Raw genomic sequence first — 18444 nt, forward strand, 5'->3', positions numbered from 1 at the left:
GTGATGCGGGCACGAATAGGGAATGGAAAACCAGTCTTCGGAGGATGTCGTGGATAGACGCTCATTCATCATGACGCTGATCGGCGGGATGGCCACCGCCAGTCTCGGCGGTATGGCTGTCGCGGAAGCCGCTCAGCCCAAGCCCGCTCCAATGCCGGAACCACAGCCGGCCAAGGCCGACGACCAGATCGCCGTCGAGGTTAAGGACGGCCTGGACAAGACCGACGCCGAGTTCAGCCAGTATTATTACTACCGCCGGCCGCGCTATTATGCCCGTCCGCGGTATTATTATCGCCCGCGCTATTATCGCCGGCCGCGCTATTATCGCCGCTATCGCCGCTGGTGATCTGAGCTGACGGGAGCGGGTCAGGCCGCGCTGACGCGCGCCTGACCCGGCTCCGCCACAGCGATGCCGGCCGCTCCGTATTCGCTCAGCTTGTTGCGCAATGTCCGGATCGAGATCCCCAGAATCTTGGCCGCATGCGTGCGGTTCCCAAGGCAATGGTCCAAGGTGTCGAGAATGAGCTCGCGCTCGACATCGGCAACCGTGTGACCGACGAGCGAGCGCGTCACCGCCTCCGCCGTCTGCGCCGCGCGCGCCGCCGGGTCCCTGCCGCTGGCGGGGCCTAGCGTCTCGCCCTCCGGCGTCATCACGGCTTCGGTGCCGATTTCGGGCCCCTGCGCCAACAGCACGGCGCGATGGATCGTATTCTCCAGTTCGCGCACATTGCCCCGCCATGAATTGGTCAGCAGGAGCTTGCGCGCGTCGCTCGCCAGCGGCCGTAGCGGCAGGCCATTGATCTCGGCATATTTCTTGGTGAAGTGGTCGGCGAGCGCCAGGATATCGGCCGGCCGCTCGCGCAGCGCCGGCAGGCGTAAGTGCACCACGTTCAGCCGGTAGAACAGGTCCTCGCGGAACGAACCTTCGCGGACAGCATCGCCCAGATTGCGGTTCGAGGTCGCGATGATGCGAAGATCGACCCTGACCGGCTGCGTGCCGCCGACACGGTCGATCATGCGCTCCTGCAAGGCGCGCAGCAGCTTGGCCTGCAGCCGCACATCCATCTCGGAAATTTCGTCGAGCAGCAGCGTGCCACCGCTCGCCTCCTCGAACTTGCCGATGCGTCGCGCCACCGCGCCGGTGAAGGCGCCCTTCTCATGCCCGAACAGCTCCGATTCGAGCAGGTTGTCGGGAATGGCGGCGCAGTTCACGGCCACAAAAGGCTTGTCCTTGCGCAGCGACTTCTGGTGCAGATGGCGTGCGATCACCTCCTTGCCGGTGCCGCTTTCGCCGGTGACGAGCACGGGGGCGTCCGAGCGGGCGATCTGGGCCGCGAGCTGGACGACGCGCTCCATCGCCGGATCGCGCCAGATCAGGCTCGACTGATCAGCCGCGACGGCCTCCAGCACGGCAGCGATCAGTTCGGGATCGGGCGGCAGCGGCACATATTCGCGCGCCCCGGCCTGGATCGCGGCGACGGCGGCGCGCGCATCGGTCGAGGTACCGCAGGCGACAATCGGCGTGCGGATGCGCTCGGCCTCCAGCGCCGCGACATATTTCGCGATCGGCTGCGCGACGTCGATCATCAGGAGATCCGCCCCCTTGGCGCGCAGCACGGCGAGCGTCTGCTCGAGGCTCTCCGTATGCGTGACGTTCGCGCCATGCGCGATCGCGATCCGGGCGGCCGCGATGATCTGCCCCTTGAGACCGCCGACGATGATGAGGCGCATGGCTCAGGCCTTTCCGTATGAGAGCGTGATAGGGCGGCCGGTCTTCACCGGTCGGCCTTGATGATTTCGGTCATGGTGACGCCGAGCCGATCCTCGACCACGACAACCTCCCCGCGCGCGACCAGCCGCTCGTTGACGAAGATGTCGATGGCCTCGCCGACGCGCCGGTCGAGTTCGAGCACGGCGCCGGGCACGATCTGCAGCAGGTCGCCGACCGCGATCCGCGACGAACCCAGCACAGCCGAGACGGTGACCGGTACGTCGAAGACCTGCTCCAGATCCTCGGCGGTCTTGACCGGTACCGGCCCCGAGCGCGCCACCGAGGGCGTCTCGTGATCGAAGGAGAGATCGGCCGGGTTCAGGGGGGGCAGGTTCAAGTCGTTGCCTGGGCTCATCTTGGTGTCCTCACTCGGCAAGGCTGCGCGGGCCGGCATGGCCGAAAACGCCCGTCACAGCCTGCTCGACCAGTTGTGACAGACGCTGCGCGTCGATCACGAAGCCGCCATCGGCCCATTCGATGCGCCCGTCGCCGGGAGCGATCTCCGGCTCGCCGAGCACGACGAGACGACCGGCGAAGCCGCTCTCCCGCGCCAGACGAGCGATCAACGCTTCCACGGCCTCCGCGGCGCCGTCATTCACCCGCAAGACGAGGTGTGGCGCCAGCCGCGCATGCGAAAGGCATTCGCGTACGGCGTGCTCGATCTCGGCCAGCGGCTTCTCGGCAAGCGCAGCGCCCGCCAGCGCCTTGGCCGTGGCGATGGCGATATGGGCGGCCTGCGCCTCGATCGCAGCGGTGCGGGCATCCTCCTGGGCGAGTAGGCGCTCGGCCGCGCGGGCGAGCTGGCCGACCATGCCGTTGAGCTGTCCCTCGGCGTCGTGTCGCGCCTGGGCCTCGCCTGCGCGGAACGCCTCGGACTTCGCCGCAGCGAGATCGGCCTCGCCGGCGGCCCGCCGGCCGCCCTCGCGGAAATCGGTGCCAAACGTGAATTTCGTGGCGGGGCGCATCGTCAATAAACCAATTCGTCTTCGGAATTGCCCTTGGCCAGGACGATCTCGCCCTTGTCGGCGAGATCCTTGGTCAAGGCCACCATCTTGGCTTGCGCCTCGTCGACCTCCTTGAGGCGCAAGGGGCCAAGGCCCTGCATGTCGTCCTGCATGTTCTTGGTGGCACGCTGCGACATCGCGCCGAAGAAGAAGTTGCGCATGTCCTCGCTCGCGCCCTTGAGCGCCCGCGCGAGCGTGTCCTTGTCGACCTGCCGCATCAGCGTCTGCAGCGCGGCGGGATCGAGCTTGCCGAGATCCTCGAAGGTGAACATCAGCGCCCTGATGCGGGCGGCCGATTCCTGGTTGGAATCGTCGAGCGCCGCGAGGAAGCGAATCTCGGTCTGGCGGTCGAAGCCGTTGAAGATCTCCGCCATCATCTCATGCGGATCGCGCCGGCGGGTTTGCGTCAAGGTCGAGACGAATTCGGTGCGCAGCGTATTCTCGATATGGTCGAGCGCCTCCTTCTGCACCGATTCCATGCGCAGCATGCGGCTGACGACGTCGATCGAGAGTTCGTTGGGCAGATTGCGCAGAACATTGGCGGCATGCTCCGCCCTGATTTTCGAAAGGATAACCGCGATCGTCTGCGGATACTCGTTCTTGAGGAAGTTCGCGAGCACGACCGCATCGATATTGCCGAGCTTCTGCCACATGTTGCGGCCGGCCGGCCCGCGGATCTCCTCCATGATCAGGGCGACCTGATCACTCGGCAGGATCTTCTCCAAGAGCGAGATTGTCCGGTCGAACGAGCCTGTGACCGCGCCCGCGCTCGACAGCCGGCCGACGAAGTCCAGCATCAGCCGCTCGACCTCATCGGCGTCGACCGTCCCGAGCTCGGCCATGGCGCGAGTGATGATGCGGATCTCCTCATCATCGAACTCCTGCCAGATCGTGCGGCCATGATCCTCCCCGAGCACGAGCAGGATCACCGCGGCGCGCTGCGGCCCATTCATCTCCGCGATCGTGGTTACGCCGCCATAGCTCGTGGCGTCACTATCGCGGTTGCCGGAGTTGCGCGTGGCGATGGAACGTTCAGCGGCCATGGCTCAAAGACCCGTCATGCCGCGGACTTTTCATGAATCCAGCCCCGCAGCACCGCGACCGAGTCGGCGGGGTTCTGCGACACCAGCGCGCCGATCTTCTCGACGGACTGGGCCTTGAGCTGTCCCTTGATCTGCGCAACCGCGAGCATGCGCTCGGACGGCGCCTCGACCTCCATATCGCGCGAGCCGTCCGGGCCCGTCACGGAGCGCGAGCTCGCAGGGTCGCCAGTGCCGTCGGCCAGGGCCAAGCCGTCGCGCATGAAGCTCGGGATCGGCCGCATGCCCGGATCGGGCGCGAGCGCCTGCTTCAGCAGCGGCCGCACCACCACCATCAGCACGATCAGCGTCAGCAGCGAGATGACGCCGAGTTCGGCGAAGCGGATCAGATCCTCCTTGGTGAAGGAGAGCAGCTGCTGCATCAAGGATTGTTCGGGCAGCTCGACGATCGCCTGCGGCGCCTCAGCGAAGCGCAGATTGACGACCTCGACCTTGTCGCCGCGCGCCTCGTCATAGCCCATCGCCATGCGCACCAGCTGACCGATCCGGTCCAGCTCCTCGCCGCTACGCGGCTGATAGGCGACTTCGGTGCCGTTGCGGGTGTAGTTTCCATCGACCAGCACCGCGACCGAGAGCCGCTTGACGCGCCCGCCCTCCAGCACCTCGGTGCGAGTCGTGCGCGAGATTTCGTAATTGACCACCTCCTCGTTCTTCGAGGAGGCGTCCTTCTGATTCTGCTGGGTGCCCTGCCCCGCCTGGGCTCCGGGCAGTTCGTTGCCGACCGTGACGGCCCCGTTCGCGCCATCGGTCGTCGTCGCATTCTCGGTGCGGTTCTGGCTGGAGCGGATGACCTTGCTTTCCGGATCATAGGTCTCCGAGCGGCTCTCGATGCGGTTGGCGTCGAGAGTGGCCGCAACCTGGACCCGCGCCCGCCCCTGCCCGACGACGCTGGCGACGATATCCTCGACCTGCGTCTTGACCCGCTTCTCGATCCCCATCTGCCGCTCGTCGATGCCGAGCCCGACAAGCCCTTGCTCGCCCTGGGCACCGTCGGCCAGAAGCCTGCCGCGCTCATCGACGATCGAGACGCGCTCGGGCTTGAGCCCGTCAACGGCGGAGGAGACGAGATGGCGCACGGCGCGCACCTGCGCCGCGTCGAGTTCGCCGGCCAGCTTGAGCACGATCGAGGCACGCGGCAGTTCGCGATCGCGCTCGAACAGGCGCTTCTCCGGGATGACGAGATGCACGCGCGCCGCCTGGACGCGGCTGATCGAGCGGATGGTGCGCGAGAGTTCACCCTCCAGCGCGCGCAGATGGTTGATATTCTGGACGAAGCTGGTCGAGGAGAAGGCATCGCCTTTGTCGAAGATCTCGTAGCCGACGCCGCCGCCGGACGGAATGCCCTTGCTGGCGAGGTCGAGCCGCAGCCGCGGCACATCGGCCTTGGCGACCAGCACGGTTTGCCCGTCGCCGCGCAGCTCGTATTTGATGCCGCGCGTATCGAGATCCTTCAGGATCGCACTGACATCCTGATTCGACAGGTCGGAGAACAGCACGCTCATCGCCGGCTGCGACATCCTCAGCATGACGAAGCCGAAGAAGCCCACGAGGCCAAGCGTCACCGCTAGCATCGCCGCCAGGCGCGCCGCTCCGAATTTCGTAAACTGACCGACGATGCCGTTCACGCAGCCATCCGTTCCACAAAACCGACATCGCCGCACACAAGGCACGACGCACTAGGCAAGTTTTTCCCAGTGCATGGTTAGCACCGGGTTAACGAATGGTGGATTGATGCCGTTAGGCACTGAAAATGCGAAAGGCGCCGGTCCGATCGGACCGACGCCTTGGTAATGGACCGGGCAATGGACCGGAAAAGCGATCCTATTGGCGGTAATGCTGGATGCGGGTCGTCCGCAGGCCGGCGAGGCCGTGCTGATCGATCGACATCTGCCAGCTCAGGAATTCATCGACGGTCAGCGTATAGCGCTGACAGGCTTCCTCAAGGCTGAGAAGGCCGCCGCGGACGGCCGCAACCACCTCGGCCTTACGCCGGATCACCCAGCGGCGCGTATTCATGGGCGGCAGATCGGCAATCGTCAACGGACTTCCGTCCGGTCCGATCACGTACTTCACCCGCGGTCGCAAAGGCTCGGTCATGGTACACTCACACAACTCAACAGACCTACTTCTGCTGAGCATAGGCGTCCGGCTTTAAGATTTACCTAAAGCGAATCGGACGGCTTTCCCTATTTGCGCGTCGGCCGCCATCAGCCCTTGATCACTTTCTTGACCTTGTCGATCGCGACGCTGATCGTGCCGATCTTGAGCATCGGCGTATCGCCGCTCAGATCGATGCTGTCGACGACGCCGATGATTTCGGTCTTGGCGACCACCGCCTGGCCGGCCAGATCCTTGGCGTCGACGGTGATGGTGTAGTCCCCGGCGGGCGCTGTCCCACCCGTCGAAGTGCTGCCATCCCACTGGACGGTCTGCTCGCCGGCGGCGAGGCTCGTCGTCAGGGTCCTGACCACCGAGCCGCTGGAATCCTTCACGGTGATGTTGGCGGTGCCGGCGCTCGCCATGTTCACCGACCAGTAGGCGGTTCCGTTCTTGAGCGGCGCCGTTGCGCCATCAGCGGTGATCGTCGCGCCGATGAAGCCGACCGCATCCGTCGTCGTCGTCGCCTTGTTGAGAGTGAGCAGCGCGCTCAGCGTGTCGTTCATCTTGAGCTGCTGCTCGACGCCGGCGAACTGCACGAGCTGGGACGTGAACTGGTTGGTGTCGAGCGGGTCGAGCGGGCTCTGGTTCTTGAGCTGCGTCGTCAGCAGCGACAGGAACTGGTCGAAATTCCCGGCGATCGCCGTCTGCGAACCGGTCACGGTGTTGGTGCTCGTCGTCGAGGAGGTGTTCTGGAACCCCGCGGTCGTCGTCGAGGAGGTGTTGGAAACGGCCATGGTGCTTCTCCTTGCCGTCAGATGCTGAGATCGACGCCGCCGAGCCTGACGAGGCGGCGGGTCTGGATTGGCTGGGCGGGCGCGACGATGTCTTCGCCGGTTTCCGTGGCTGTCGGCGTGCGGCGCGGCGCGTCGTCCTGCTGTCGGTTCTGTCGGAAGCCGGACTGATCGGCGGGATCGCGCAAGCTGATCTCGACGCCCGCATCGGAGGGCTTGAGGCCGGCCTGTTCGAAGGCTCGCTCCAGCGTGCGCGAGTCGCGCTGGAGCATGTGCAGCGTCTCGACCCGGTCGACGACCAGCCTGGCGCTGACCTCGCCCTTGTCGGAAACCTCGAGCTTGACGTCGACGCGGCCGAGCTCCGCCGGATCAAGCCTGATGTCGAATGACCGCGAGCCCGCCAGCGCCTTCATCCCGATTTCGATCGGAACCATGTGGAGCGGTGTCGTCTGAGTGGCCGCAGCAGGCTGGCCATGGGCCGTCGTGGCCTGCCCGGCGGCAGCCTGTTCGGGAGCGATCAAGTCAGCGGCAGCGCCCGCCTTGCCGGCGCGCGGCTGCGCCAGCGCGGAAAGATCGACCAGGCTCTGCGGCGTCTGCAGCAATTCGAGCGGCTTGAATTCAGCCTGCGGCGCGGCCGAGGCGGCCGGAGATGCAGCAGGCTCCTCCTTGCCGAGTTTGGTCGTATGCGCGGTCTGCTGCCCGCCGGTCGCGAGTTGCGGCTTGCCGGCTTCGCCATCCGCGAGGGCGCCGGCATCAGCTCCCGCACCACCAGCAGCATCGGCCTGCAAGGAGACGGCGATAGCCAGTTTCGGCGAGGCAAGCCCGGCCTTGGCGATCCCGGCAGCCAGGACGGCGCCCACAGCAGGCGTGGCCGCTTCGGCTGCAGCAGCGGGCATGGCGCCTGGAACGATCGCGGCGGACAGATCGATGGTCGGCAATGCCGGGACAACGACGCCTTCGGCTGGCGTGGTGGGAAGCGCGGAGGGATCCACCGCCGGCGTCTCGGTCGCCTTGTCCTTGACGCCCTTGGCGTCCTTCTCCTTTACGGCTTCGCCACTCGCCGGCGCCTCGGCCTGCGTGGCGACCGCGATGCTGACAAGTGCGCCGATATCCTGCTGAACCGGGGGCGACCCCGTGGCGCCCTGAGCGCCAGGCGTGGTCTCGCCCGGCTTGACGGCAATCGGCGCCTGCGTGGCGGCATTCGTCTTTGCCGCGTCTGTCTTTGCCGCGTCTGTCTTGGCCGCGTCTGTCTTGGCCGCGTCTGTCTTTATAGCGTCGGTCTTGGCGGCATCCGTCTTGTCCGCGCTCGCCTTGTCTTCGCTCGTCTTGGCAGCGTTCGTCTTGGCATCGCTCGTCCTGGCATCGGGCTTTTGCGGCGACGATTGATCCTCGGCCTGCGCCCGCTCGGGTTTCGGGCGCGGCGCGGAGGCGTCCTGCGCGCGGGTGGCCGTCTCGCGAGACGTATCGTCTGGCAGCGTGAACGCCTCAACCGCGCGACCGGAATCCGGCTCTGCCGCGCGACGACGCACGGGAGCGGGTTCGATCAAGGCAGACGAAAGCGTGAGCGGCTGAACAGACATCGGCGATTCCGGACGCGGGCAACACAACACCCGCCCCTCCGGGGAGCAAGTCCCACGCCACACAATGCATAATTGATATCAATGACTTAGCTGCATCACACGATCAACCTGACGGCAAGAAGCGCCGGTCTTGCACCCCAGCCCGGCAGGATTTGCCGATCGCGCGCTGGCAGGCGCGCACCAAAGCCGGTATAGAACCGCCGATCGCATCCGCCGCCGTCCCGGACCGGACCATCGCATGACCACGCCCCTCAACTCCCTCGACATCGCCAAGCCGCCTGCGGCCACGCGCGTCGTCGCGGCGATGTCCGGCGGCGTCGACTCCTCCGTCGTCGCCGCGCTGCTGAAGCGCGAGGGCTATGACGTCATCGGCGTGACGCTGCAGCTTTACGATCATGGCGCGGCCGTGCACCGCGCCGGCGCCTGCTGCGCCGGCCAGGATATCCACGACGCCCGCCGCGTCGCGGAGGCCATCGGCATCCCCCATTACGTGCTCGATTATGAGAGCCGTTTCCGCGACGCCGTGATCGAGCGCTTCGCCGAGAGCTATCTCGCCGGCGAGACGCCGATCCCTTGTGTCGAATGCAATCGCACGGTGAAGTTCCGCGACCTCCTGGGCCTGGCCCGGGAGCTCGGTGCCGATGCGCTGGCGACCGGCCATTATGTCGTCAGCCGCGACCTCGGCACCGGCCATCGCGGCCTGTTCCGCGCCGCCGACGCCGCGCGCGACCAGAGCTATTTCCTCTATGCGACGACGCAGGAGCAGCTCGATCTGCTGCGCTTCCCGCTCGGCAGCATCGACAAGGCGCAGACCCGCGCACTCGCCGCCGAACTCGGGCTCGGCATCGCCGACAAGCCCGACAGCCAGGACATCTGCTTCGTTCCCAATGGCCGCTATGCCGATGTGATCGAGAAGCTGAAGCCCGGCGCCTCGCGCCCCGGTGAGATCGTCCATCTCGACGGGCGCGTGCTCGGGCGCCATGACGGCGTGCTGCGCTACACCGTTGGACAGCGCAAGGGGCTGGGTCTCAGCGCGGCCGAGCCGCTCTATGTGCTGCGGCTCGACGCCGACCTCGCCCGTGTCATCGTCGGCCCGCGCGAGGCGCTGGGCGTGCGCGAGATCAGGCTGCGCGACGTCAACTGGCTCGGCGACCTCTCGCTGGATGCGCTCCCGGTCGAGGGGCTCGATGTCGCCGTCCGGGTGCGCTCGACCCGGGCACCGCGCGAAGCCCGCCTGATGCGCGACGAGGACGGCCTCAAGATCGAACTCGCCAGCGATGAAGAGGGCGTTTCACCCGGCCAGGCTTGCGTCATCTACACGGATGCCGGCCCCGATGCGCGCGTGCTCGGCGGCGGCACGATCCTGCGGCCGCCGCTGGCAATGCTGACGCCCGCGCCTGCCTTCGCCCACGCACAGCCCTGAGCCCGACCCCGCCCCGGCTTTTCCTGCAACCTCAATCGCTGCGAGCCGCTCCATGTCGGTGACTCACCTCGAAGCCCAGAAGCGCGCCTATGCGGCCTGGGCCAAATTCTACGACAAGGTCTATCTGCGCATGCTGGCCCGCCCGCAGCGCGAGGCCGTCGCGGCGGCCTGCGCCTGCGGCCCCGACATCCTGGAGATCGGCGTCGGCACCGGGCTGACCCTGCCCTATTTCACGCAAGGCACACGCGTGCTCGGGGCCGATCTCTCGCTCGACATGCTCAAGGTCGCCAACCGCAAGGTCGCGAGCCAGGGGCTCGCCCATGTCCGCGGCCTGATGGTGATGGATGCCTGCCGCCTGGGCTTCGAGGCCGAACGCTTCGACGCCGTGACCGCGCAATTCGTGATCACGCTGGTGCCCGACCCGGAGCAGGCCCTGGCCGAGATGGATCGCGTATTGAAACCCGGCGGCGAGATCGTGATCTCGAGCCGCCTCGTCGACGATGGCAGCCTGCTTGCACCATTCTGGGCAGCACTCGCCCCCCTGGCCAAGGCAATCGGCTGGAGCACGGATTTCAAGGTCAGCCGCCTGACCGACTGGGCGGCCCGCACTGGACGCTACGAGACCGTCCATGTCGGCCGCGGCTATTTCAAGGTCGTCCGCCTGCGCAAGACCGCGTCACATCAAGCCGCTACGGCCTGAGATGATTCCGGCCCGGCAGGCGCCATGCCTGCCGGGCCGGAAGCGTGTTTAGGAGCGCGGACCAGCCGGGCGCGGCGCGGGCTCGAAGCCGAAGCACCCGGCCTGCGCGAGGTCGCCGCCCCGATCCGAGATGGCCTGGCAGGAGCGCAGACGCGCGCACATGTCGGCCACCACCGTATAGCCGTTGCCGAACATGCCCGAGGGCTGCTTGTAGGCGCAGGCGGTCTCCCAGCCAGAGCGCTCGGCGGCGGCGGCAGGAGCACTCGGCATGGCGCCGAACGCCGCGAAGCCGAGCGCGATAGCCGCCACGGTCTGGGCGATGCGCGGCCTGGCAAGACGGGGCCTGGCAAGACGGGGCCTGGCATGTGTCGAAAGGGACTGTGCAAACGAAGCAGTGAAGGATGAAATGAGCGTTGCCATCAAAAGCGGCCTCCGAAATGACCGGCTGCGCAGCGGTGCGATGGCGGCGATCATCGTCGGCCATTCCCGCAGCGGCCCCTGACGCCGGTCTAGCTATCAGCTAAGCCGTCGTATCCGGGCTTCAAGACTGCACCAATGCAATGAACGCATGGCAAACCTACAGTACTCGCCGCAAAGAGCGTAATGCGCATGTCATATGATTATCTCCCATGCCGTCCGGAGGCTTGACGGCATCACCCTTCGCCCCCTATACGCGCCCTCACAAAGGCACGCCGTCAGCGGCGAGCCTTCGTCTCGGGGCGGGGTAGCTCAGCTGGTTAGAGCAGCGGAATCATAATCCGCGTGTCGGGGGTTCGAGTCCCTCTCCCGCTACCAACGCTTTCCCCAAACGGGGTGCGGTTCTCCGATGACAGTGATGAGGGACCAGGCCGACATGCATCGGCCCGTCCCGTTTCCATCCCAGCCATTCTATTGACCGCCGCGCCCGTCAGGCGGTGGTGTCGACGAGGCCCAGGCTTGAGCTGGGGGTCTTGGTCGTGCTCGTGCCGGCTGCGGTGTAGGACGAACTGGACAAGGTCTGCTGAGCGCTCTGCAGGATCTTGAGGAATTCCGCGAGCGGATCGGCAGCGGCGCTGGAATCGGCCGCATTGGAAGAGGCCGCGTTCAACACCCCGGGGAGCCGGGTTTGGGTATCGTCGCTAGCCTGATCGCTGCTGTCTTTCTTGGCCGCCTGGGATTTGTGGCCATGGTGACCTCCGCCGACGCGGTGCCCACCCCCGAGCAGGCTCTTGAGTTCGCCGGCCTGAGCGCTGGTCAGCTTTCCCGACGAGACCTCGCCATCGATGAGCGAGCCGACCGTCGTGCCCAGCTTCCCCGTGGAAGACGAGGTGCTTTGGGTCGAGCTGGCGGTGAGCTGCTGCTGGATGTCGCCAAGCGCGCTGCCGAGCGCAGTCCCGTCCGCTGCGGAAATCTTGCCCGAGGCGATGTCGGCGTTCAGCCGGCTTTGGACGCGCGTCTCGAACCGGGAATAGTTCTGCGCGCTGGACGATACGCTACTCATGGAACGCTCTCCTGACTGGCCCCTTTGGGTCATCGATACCGGTGGCGGAGGCCGCATCGGTGCTGGCCTCCGGGCAAGCGGCACGCAATTGCCGAGCCGGAGAAAAAGGCAATCAAATCAATCGATTAAATGATCGTTCACCATAATGGTCCGGCAGCTTTTGCCATGTTGCGAGGACCGGGAGGCAGAAATTGCCCGCTCTTCCCGGCTCATCGCCGGCATGCCACAGGCCGTCATGGCCGGGAACGCTGCGAAACCGGCGCGACGCGACATCGTCGGGCTCTTGCCTCACGCCGCAAATCATCCGAAGAGGACGAGGCTGCAATCGAACCCGGTCGCGGCCCGCAGGCCGCCATTCGCTGCCGGCGCTATGTGGAGCCGGCGGCGAAACACTCTCCCGCCGCCAGCCATCTCCGCGGCAAGGGACGGCGCGTCGCCAGATGACCAACACTCGCCAGCAACGCATCCTGCTGACCGGAGCCGCCGGCTTCGTCGGCTACCATGTCGCCGAGGCGCTGCTCGCCCAAGGTATCCAGGTTCTGGGCATCGACAACCTGACGCCCTATTACGACCCGGCCCTGAAGCAGGCCCGGCTCGACCGGCTCACCCCGCGCAATGGCTTTGCCTTCGAGGCCCTGGATATCGCCGACTATGATGGGCTCCTGTCGGCTTTTGCGGCTTACCGGCCCGACGCCGTCATTCACCTCGCGGCCCAGGCCGGTGTGCGCTATTCGCTCGACAATCCGCGCGCCTATGCCAGCGCCAATCTCGACGGGTTCCTGTCGGTGCTGGAGGCCTGCCGGCACAATCCCGTCGGCCATCTGATCTATGCCTCGTCGAGCTCGGTCTACGGCGCCAACGCCAAGACGCCGTTCAGCGAGCATGACGGCGCCGATCATCCAGTCTCGCTCTACGCCGCAACCAAGCGCGCCAATGAATTGATGGCGCATTCCTACGCCCATCTCTACGGCATCCCGGCGACGGGCCTGCGCTTCTTCACCGTCTACGGACCCTGGGGCCGGCCGGACATGGCTTACTTCAAGTTCACCAAGGCGATCCTCGAGGGCCAGCCGATCGACGTCTACGCCGAAAGCGAGATGAGCCGCGACTTCACCTATGTCGACGATGTCAGCGAGGCGATCGTCCGGCTCGTGGCTGCGCCGCCCCAGGCCGATCCCGCTTTCGACCAGGCCCGCCCTGACCCCGCGACGGCCGCCGCTCCGCACCGCATCTACAATATCGGCAACCACACGCCCGTGCGGCTCGACCACTTCATCGCGGCGGTCGAGCAGGCCTGCGGCAAGCCCGCGATCAAGCGCCACCTGCCGATGCAGCCCGGCGACGTGCCCGCGACCTTCGCCGATGTCTCCGCCTTGATGGCAAAGGTCGATTTCAGGCCGGACACGCCGATCGAGACCGGCATCGCCCGTTTCGTGGCGTGGTACCGCGAATTCTACCGCATCGGGACAGCCGGCTGATCAGCCCCTGACGACGTCGCGGGAGAACCGGGCGACGGATTCGTCGAGACGGGTCGCCGAAACATCGATCCCGGCCGCAGCCTGGGAAATCTCCTCGCCGCTCTCCAGAGTGCGGGCGGCATCGGCCGCGACGCGGTCGATCGCCTGTGCCGCCTGCTCGGCCTCGGAAACGGCGCGTGCCAGCAGAGCCAGCATGGTCTCGATGGCCTCGGCTTGCTGGTCGACGGCAATGACGATGCCGCCGGTCGCGCCCACGATCGCATCCGTCGAGGCACTGATGTTCATCACAGCCGCGAGCGAACGCTCGGTCGCCAGCCGCACCTCCTCGATACGCTGGGCGATGTCTTCCGTCGCTGCTCCGGTCCGCGCGGCGAGATCCTTGACCTCGCTGGCGACGACCGCGAAACCGCGGCCTGCGAGGCCGGCGCGAGCCGCCTCGATCGTCGCATTGAGGGCGAGCAGATTGGTCTGGGCGGCAATGTCACGGATCAGGTTGGAAACCTGGCCGATATCGCGCACCGCCCCGGTCAGCCCGGTCTTGATGGCAATAGAGGCCACGACATCGGCGGCCGCCATGCGCACGAGCTGCGTCGTCGCATCGGTCTCGTGGCGGATCAGTCCGATTGTCTCGGTCAGCCGGCGCGAACAGAACTCGACCGAGGCGATGTCGCTCTTGGCCGAACCGACCCGTCCGAGAGCTCCCGACAGGGTGTCATGCGAGCTGCGGGCGATGCTCCGCAGTCCCTCGGCCGCCTCGTTCATGCGGCTCGCCGACTGCGAGAAGGCGCCGAGGATATCGCCGACATCATCGCGGAAACCCGCAGCCTGCGCCTCCACCTGCTGGCGTCGCCGTTCCTCGCTCAGCGCGCGCGCCTGTGCCTCCTCGCGCAGCGTCGCTGCCGTGATCGAGCCCCGCACGCGCTCGATATAAAGCAGCGCGAAGGCCCGCAACGAGATGACCAGCACGGTGCTGTAGATCAGCAGCATGGCAAGGTTGGCGACTGCCTGGTCAAGCCCCGTGAAGACGAGCTGGATCAGCCGGCCGGCCATGATCAGCCCCGAGAACATCAACGCGGCCGCCGGCATGCTCGCCATCGTGAAGATGCCTGCGAAGATGAGGCCCGCCAGGATGGTCGAAAAGAGCACCTCCATCTGCGGCGCGACGCCCGGATTGAGCCCTATCGCGATCACCAGCCAAGGCATCGCCATGATGGCGGAGTCGGCGATGATGCGCGCGACGAAGCGTTCCGAAGGTGGCTCGCTGCGCTGGCGCGCCTTGATCAGTCTGATCCGCCTGATCCCGAGGAAGCCGATGGCGGCAACGCTGGCCGCCCAGGAGACAGGCAGCAGGATCCAGCCATAGTACAGCGCCGCGAGCGCAATGACCCAGGCGGCCAGCACATTCGAGATCAGGATTGGCGGCAGGATCGTGACGAAGATGTCTGCCTGCGATTGCCGCAGCAGGGCCGCCTCCCCTTCATTCAGGAGAGGCAGCCGCAGCAATCTGCTGATCCACATCTGATAGCGCGCCAAAAGCGCTATGATCTTCGGTACTTGGCGCTGTTGATCCGCTCTCTCCATGCCAGCTTTTCTGCCGTGCGCTTATACTCCCATGGACAGCTTGGCCGCGGGAACTCAAGACCAGGTTAATCTCGCCTCACGACCCGTTCGGCCGCATCTGGCGAACTCTGCCTGCCTCTGGCTGCTACACCGCGCCATGCGCCTCGACGTAAAGCGCATAGAGCGAATGCGAGCTCGCCATGTAGAGGCGGTTGCCCTTGGGACCGCCGAAGCACAGATTGGCGCAGCGCTCCGGCAGGCGGATGAAGGCGAGCGGCTTGCCGGCGGGGCTGAACACCATGACACCGTCAAGATCCTCCGACTTGCCCCGCAATGAGAAGACCTTGCGCCCACCGGTATCTGCCGCTTCCGCATTAAGCGCGCCATTGCTGCCATAGCCGCACCAGAGATTGCCGTCGCGGTCGACCCTGAAGCCGTCCAGCGCGCCGAAATCGGCGGCATCGACCACCTTGGTCTTGTTCGAGGCCTTGCCCTGCGCGTCGATGTCGTAGCTCCAGATGCTGCGATTGGGCGTGCCGCGCCATTCCACGACATAGAGCTTCTTCTCGTCGGGCGAAAAGGCGAGGCCATTCGGGTTCACCAGATCGGTGATCACCGCCATGAGCTTGCCGTCGGTGCCGATGCGATAGACGTTGGTCGTCGCCTGCTCCGGCTTGGCGCGGAAGCCTTCCCATTCGCCGCTGATGCCGAAGAGCGGATCGGTGAACCAGATCGTATCATCGGATTTGACGACGATGTCGTTGGGCGCGTTGAGACGCTTGCCCTCATAGCTGTCGGCCAGAACGGTGATCTTGCCGTTCTTCTCGGTGCGGGTGATCCGGCGCGTCACCGAATGCTCGCAGGTGACGAGACGACCCTGGCGGTCGCGGGCATTGCCGTTGGCGTAGTTGGCGTTCTCGCGGAAGACGGTGAAGCTGTTCTTCACCTCGTCATATTTCATGATCCGGTTGTTCGGGATGTCGCTCACCAGCAGGTAGCGCCCTTGCGGGAAATAGACCGGCCCCTCGGCCCAGCGCATGCCGGTCCCCAGTTGCTCCACGGTGCTCGAATAGATCCGGTATTTCGCGAAGCTGGGATCGAGGATCTCGACCGATGGATCAGGGTAGCGCTGGTTCGGCTTGAACGGGAAGCCTTGCGCGAGTGCGGGCCGGGCCAGAACTGAGCCGGCTATGACGGCCGCGCCGCCCGCGAGCAGATGACGACGAGATGTTTCAACCATTGTTTCCCCCGGAGTTTTTTGTCGTTGATGGTCTTAAGCGCGGCAGCCGGTCTTCGCCGGCTTCTCCGCAGAATATGGTCCCAAGGCTTGCGCGCCGCCGCCTCAGCGGCGGGCGGCGCGGGCGTTCAGGACCAGCTCGGCCGCCATTTGGCGAACTCGACCTTGGTCTCGGCATTGGCGGGATAAAGCCCGAAGATGCCCTGCCCGGCGCGCACGCGCTCGGCGACGAAATCCTCATAGGCCGTCTGCTCATAGACCTCCGGCGCGATCTCGTTGGCGAGATGGGCGGGAATGACGCAGACGCCCTCGCCGTCGCCGACCATGATGTCGCCGGGATAGACAGCGACGTCGCCGCAGGCGATCGGCGCGTTGATGTCGAGCGCATGGTGGCGGATCAGATTGGTCGGCGCGCTCGGGCGGTTGTGATAGGCGGGGATCGCCATGGCGGCGATCTCCGGCGTATCGCGAAAGCCGCCATCGGTGACCACGCCGGCGACGCCACGCTGCATCAGGCGCGAGACCAGGATGCCGCCGGCCGAGGCCGCGCGCGGGTCCTTGCGGCTGTCGATCACCATGACATGACCGGCCGGGCAATCCTCGACCGCGCGCCGCTGCGGATGCTCTGTGCCCTCGAAGGACGAGAGCAGGTCGAGATCCTCGCGCGCCGGGATATAGCGCAGCGTGAAGGCCTCGCCGACCATCGAGCCGGACTTCTGGCCGAGCGGCCTGACATCCTGGATGAAGACGTTGCGGAAGCCGCGCTTGAACAGAGCGGTGGTGAGCGTGGCGGTCGAGACGCGCTTCAGTTTCGTGCGGTTTTCGGGAGTGAGGGTCGTCATGATCTTGAGCGGGGCTCCAGCGAAGGGTCGAGCATTTTGTCATCGTGAGACGGATGGCGTGGCGGTCGAGAACCGGAGCGGAGCGTACTCAAGTACGTGAGCACCGGAAGCGCAGACCGCCACGTCAGGCGGCCGCGCTGGCGGAATGATCGGCCCTTCGCTCATTCGATCTTTACATTCGCCTTCTGCGCCACCTCGGCCCAGCGCTTGGTCTCGGCGGCGATATGGGCGGCAAACTGTTCTTGCGTCGAACCGACGGGATCGACACCGAGCTTCTTCAACTGCTCGATCGTGCCAGGCTCGCGCATGATCGCCTGCACCTCGGTGGAAAGCCTGGCGACGATCTCCTTGGGCACGCCCGACGGCGCGAAGATGCCGTGCCAGGAGGTCGCGGCATAGCCCGGGATGAACTCGGCCAGCGCCGGCAGATCCTTCGCCACAGCCAGCCGCTCCGGCGTCGCGGTGGCGAGCGCGCGGATCTTGCCGGCCTCGACATGCGGCCAGGCGATGGTGATGTTGTCGAACGAGACCTGGATCTGGCCTGAGAGCAGATCCTGCGTCACCTGCCCGCTGGAACGATAAGGCACATGGGCCATGTCGGTCCCGGTCGCGACCTTGAACAATTCGGCCGCCATATGCGTCGAGGTGCCGGCGCCCGACGAGCCGAACGAGTATTTGCCGGGATTGGCCTTCAAGAGCGCGATCAGCTCCGGCACCGTCTTGGCCGGCAGGTCGATATTGACCATCAGGATGTTCGGCACGCTCGCCACCTGCGAAATCGGCGCGAAATCCTTGATGTGGTCATAGGGCATCTTGGCGTAGACGCCGGGATTGATCGCATGGGTCGAGACCGTGCCCATGGTCAGCGTGTAGCCATCGGGCGTCGAGCGTGCGACGGCGGCTACGCCGGTATTGCCGCCGGCTCCGGCCCGGTTCTCGACGATGAAGCGACCGTTCATCCGGGCGCCCAGCCTTTCGGCCAGCAGACGTCCGAGGATGTCGGTGGTGCCGCCCGCGGCGAAGGGCACGACGATCGTCACGACCCTGGAGGGATAATCTCCCTGAGCCATCGCGGCTGGCGCAGCAGCCAGGCAAGCGGCAGCGATCATGGCCCTGCGTGTCAGTCTCATTGTCGGCAATCCTCCCATTGCGTTTTCAGTCCCGGCTCGTTGCGCCGGTGCGGCCCTTGGCTTGGCCTTGAGAGTGACATAGCACGACATTTCGAATTTGAAATCTGAAATTTCAGACTTGCCGGCACTTGCGGTTTGTGATGTTTGGTGCCGCCATGGGTTCCTGGTCGCCTCACTCCCATCCGGGATTCGTCGGCTGCGAAACCATGACCTGGAACCGCCAAGTTCTGGAACCGCCAAGTTCTGGA

At 65.9% G+C, this 18444-nt stretch carries 19 protein-coding genes and 1 tRNA gene; 6 read left to right on the forward strand and 14 right to left on the reverse strand.

What is annotated here, in order from left to right:
- The first annotated feature begins 49 nt into the window (after window positions 1-49).
- Window positions 50-346: a hypothetical protein gene (locus tag BHK69_RS27270; protein ID WP_148663609.1), complete on the forward strand. Its 297-nt coding sequence runs from the start codon at window positions 50-52 to the stop codon at window positions 344-346.
- 20 nt (window positions 347-366) lie between these two features.
- Here BHK69_RS27270 and flbD read toward each other — a convergent pair whose 3' ends face one another.
- The 8 genes from flbD to BHK69_RS27310 all read right to left on the reverse strand — a co-directional run bounded on the left by flbD (window position 367) and on the right by BHK69_RS27310 (window position 8346).
- Window positions 367-1731: a sigma-54-dependent transcriptional regulator FlbD gene (gene flbD / locus BHK69_RS27275; protein ID WP_069692852.1), complete on the reverse strand. Its 1365-nt coding sequence runs from the start codon at window positions 1729-1731 to the stop codon at window positions 367-369.
- Between the two features lie 44 nt (window positions 1732-1775).
- On the reverse strand, window positions 1776-2126 hold the full coding sequence (gene fliN / locus BHK69_RS27280; protein ID WP_069694004.1) for a flagellar motor switch protein FliN: 351 nt from the start codon (window positions 2124-2126) through the stop codon (window positions 1776-1778).
- 10 nt (window positions 2127-2136) lie between these two features.
- Window positions 2137-2742, reverse strand: coding sequence for a FliH/SctL family protein (locus tag BHK69_RS27285; protein ID WP_069692853.1), 606 nt, complete (start codon window positions 2740-2742; stop codon window positions 2137-2139).
- On the reverse strand, window positions 2739-3728 hold the full coding sequence (fliG, locus tag BHK69_RS27290) for a flagellar motor switch protein FliG (RefSeq protein WP_244548564.1): 990 nt from the start codon (window positions 3726-3728) through the stop codon (window positions 2739-2741). Before fliG ends, BHK69_RS27285 begins: the two co-directional genes overlap by 4 nt.
- A 104-nt stretch (window positions 3729-3832) precedes the next feature.
- The gene (gene fliF, locus BHK69_RS27295) at window positions 3833-5500 is read right to left on the reverse strand and encodes a flagellar basal-body MS-ring/collar protein FliF (protein WP_083269715.1); all 1668 of its coding nucleotides are present in this window, start codon (window positions 5498-5500) and stop codon (window positions 3833-3835) included.
- 196 nt (window positions 5501-5696) lie between these two features.
- Window positions 5697-5972, reverse strand: a complete 276-nt coding sequence (gene sciP, locus BHK69_RS27300; RefSeq protein WP_038359348.1) for a CtrA inhibitor SciP — start codon at window positions 5970-5972, stop codon at window positions 5697-5699.
- Between the two features lie 110 nt (window positions 5973-6082).
- Window positions 6083-6769 carry a flagellar hook assembly protein FlgD gene (locus BHK69_RS27305; RefSeq protein WP_069692855.1) on the reverse strand — a complete coding sequence of 229 codons (687 nt, stop codon included), beginning with the start codon at window positions 6767-6769 and terminating at the stop codon, window positions 6083-6085.
- A 17-nt stretch (window positions 6770-6786) separates the two neighbouring features.
- On the reverse strand, window positions 6787-8346 hold the full coding sequence (locus BHK69_RS27310) for a flagellar hook-length control protein FliK (protein ID WP_069692856.1): 1560 nt from the start codon (window positions 8344-8346) through the stop codon (window positions 6787-6789).
- A 238-nt stretch (window positions 8347-8584) separates the two neighbouring features.
- Between BHK69_RS27310 and mnmA the strand changes: the two genes are divergently transcribed.
- A complete protein-coding gene (gene mnmA / locus BHK69_RS27315; RefSeq protein WP_069692857.1) occupies window positions 8585-9769 on the forward strand; it encodes a tRNA 2-thiouridine(34) synthase MnmA in 1185 nt (394 codons plus the stop codon).
- 52 nt (window positions 9770-9821) lie between these two features.
- Window positions 9822-10469 carry a class I SAM-dependent methyltransferase gene (locus BHK69_RS27320; RefSeq protein ID WP_069692858.1) on the forward strand — a complete coding sequence of 216 codons (648 nt, stop codon included), beginning with the start codon at window positions 9822-9824 and terminating at the stop codon, window positions 10467-10469.
- A gap of 48 nt (window positions 10470-10517) precedes the next feature.
- On the opposite strand, the gene BHK69_RS27325 is transcribed toward BHK69_RS27320, so the two are convergent.
- Window positions 10518-10739: a hypothetical protein gene (locus BHK69_RS27325; protein WP_148663610.1), complete on the reverse strand. Its 222-nt coding sequence runs from the start codon at window positions 10737-10739 to the stop codon at window positions 10518-10520.
- Between BHK69_RS27325 and BHK69_RS32405 the strand changes: the two genes are divergently transcribed.
- Complete coding sequence (locus BHK69_RS32405) at window positions 10738-10971, forward strand: hypothetical protein (RefSeq protein WP_148663611.1); 234 nt, start codon at window positions 10738-10740, stop codon at window positions 10969-10971. The two genes, BHK69_RS27325 and BHK69_RS32405, sit on opposite strands and share 2 nt — an antisense overlap.
- A 216-nt stretch (window positions 10972-11187) precedes the next feature.
- Window positions 11188-11264 (forward strand) — tRNA-Met (locus BHK69_RS27330).
- A 112-nt stretch (window positions 11265-11376) separates the two neighbouring features.
- On the opposite strand, the gene BHK69_RS27335 is transcribed toward BHK69_RS27330, so the two are convergent.
- On the reverse strand, window positions 11377-11949 hold the full coding sequence (locus BHK69_RS27335; RefSeq protein ID WP_069692860.1) for a hypothetical protein: 573 nt from the start codon (window positions 11947-11949) through the stop codon (window positions 11377-11379).
- A gap of 440 nt (window positions 11950-12389) precedes the next feature.
- Between BHK69_RS27335 and BHK69_RS27340 the strand changes: the two genes are divergently transcribed.
- Window positions 12390-13427 (forward strand): NAD-dependent epimerase, encoded by a 1038-nt coding sequence (locus tag BHK69_RS27340; protein ID WP_069692861.1) that lies wholly within the window; start codon window positions 12390-12392, stop codon window positions 13425-13427.
- Here BHK69_RS27340 and BHK69_RS27345 read toward each other — a convergent pair whose 3' ends face one another.
- From BHK69_RS27345 to BHK69_RS27360, 4 genes are all read right to left on the reverse strand, one after another.
- On the reverse strand, window positions 13428-14930 hold the full coding sequence (locus BHK69_RS27345) for a methyl-accepting chemotaxis protein (RefSeq protein ID WP_158516290.1): 1503 nt from the start codon (window positions 14928-14930) through the stop codon (window positions 13428-13430).
- A gap of 202 nt (window positions 14931-15132) precedes the next feature.
- Complete coding sequence (locus tag BHK69_RS27350; RefSeq protein ID WP_069692863.1) at window positions 15133-16227, reverse strand: SMP-30/gluconolactonase/LRE family protein; 1095 nt, start codon at window positions 16225-16227, stop codon at window positions 15133-15135.
- A 125-nt stretch (window positions 16228-16352) separates the two neighbouring features.
- Window positions 16353-17066: a ribonuclease activity regulator RraA gene (locus tag BHK69_RS27355; protein WP_069692864.1), complete on the reverse strand. Its 714-nt coding sequence runs from the start codon at window positions 17064-17066 to the stop codon at window positions 16353-16355.
- Window positions 17067-17227: 161 nt separating this feature from the next.
- Window positions 17228-18196, reverse strand: coding sequence for a Bug family tripartite tricarboxylate transporter substrate binding protein (locus BHK69_RS27360; protein ID WP_069692865.1), 969 nt, complete (start codon window positions 18194-18196; stop codon window positions 17228-17230).
- Window positions 18197-18444: the final 248 nt, after the last annotated feature.

This window comes from Bosea vaviloviae (assembly GCF_001741865.1).
In the GTDB taxonomy this organism is placed as follows: Bacteria; Pseudomonadota; Alphaproteobacteria; order Rhizobiales; family Beijerinckiaceae; genus Allobosea; species Allobosea vaviloviae.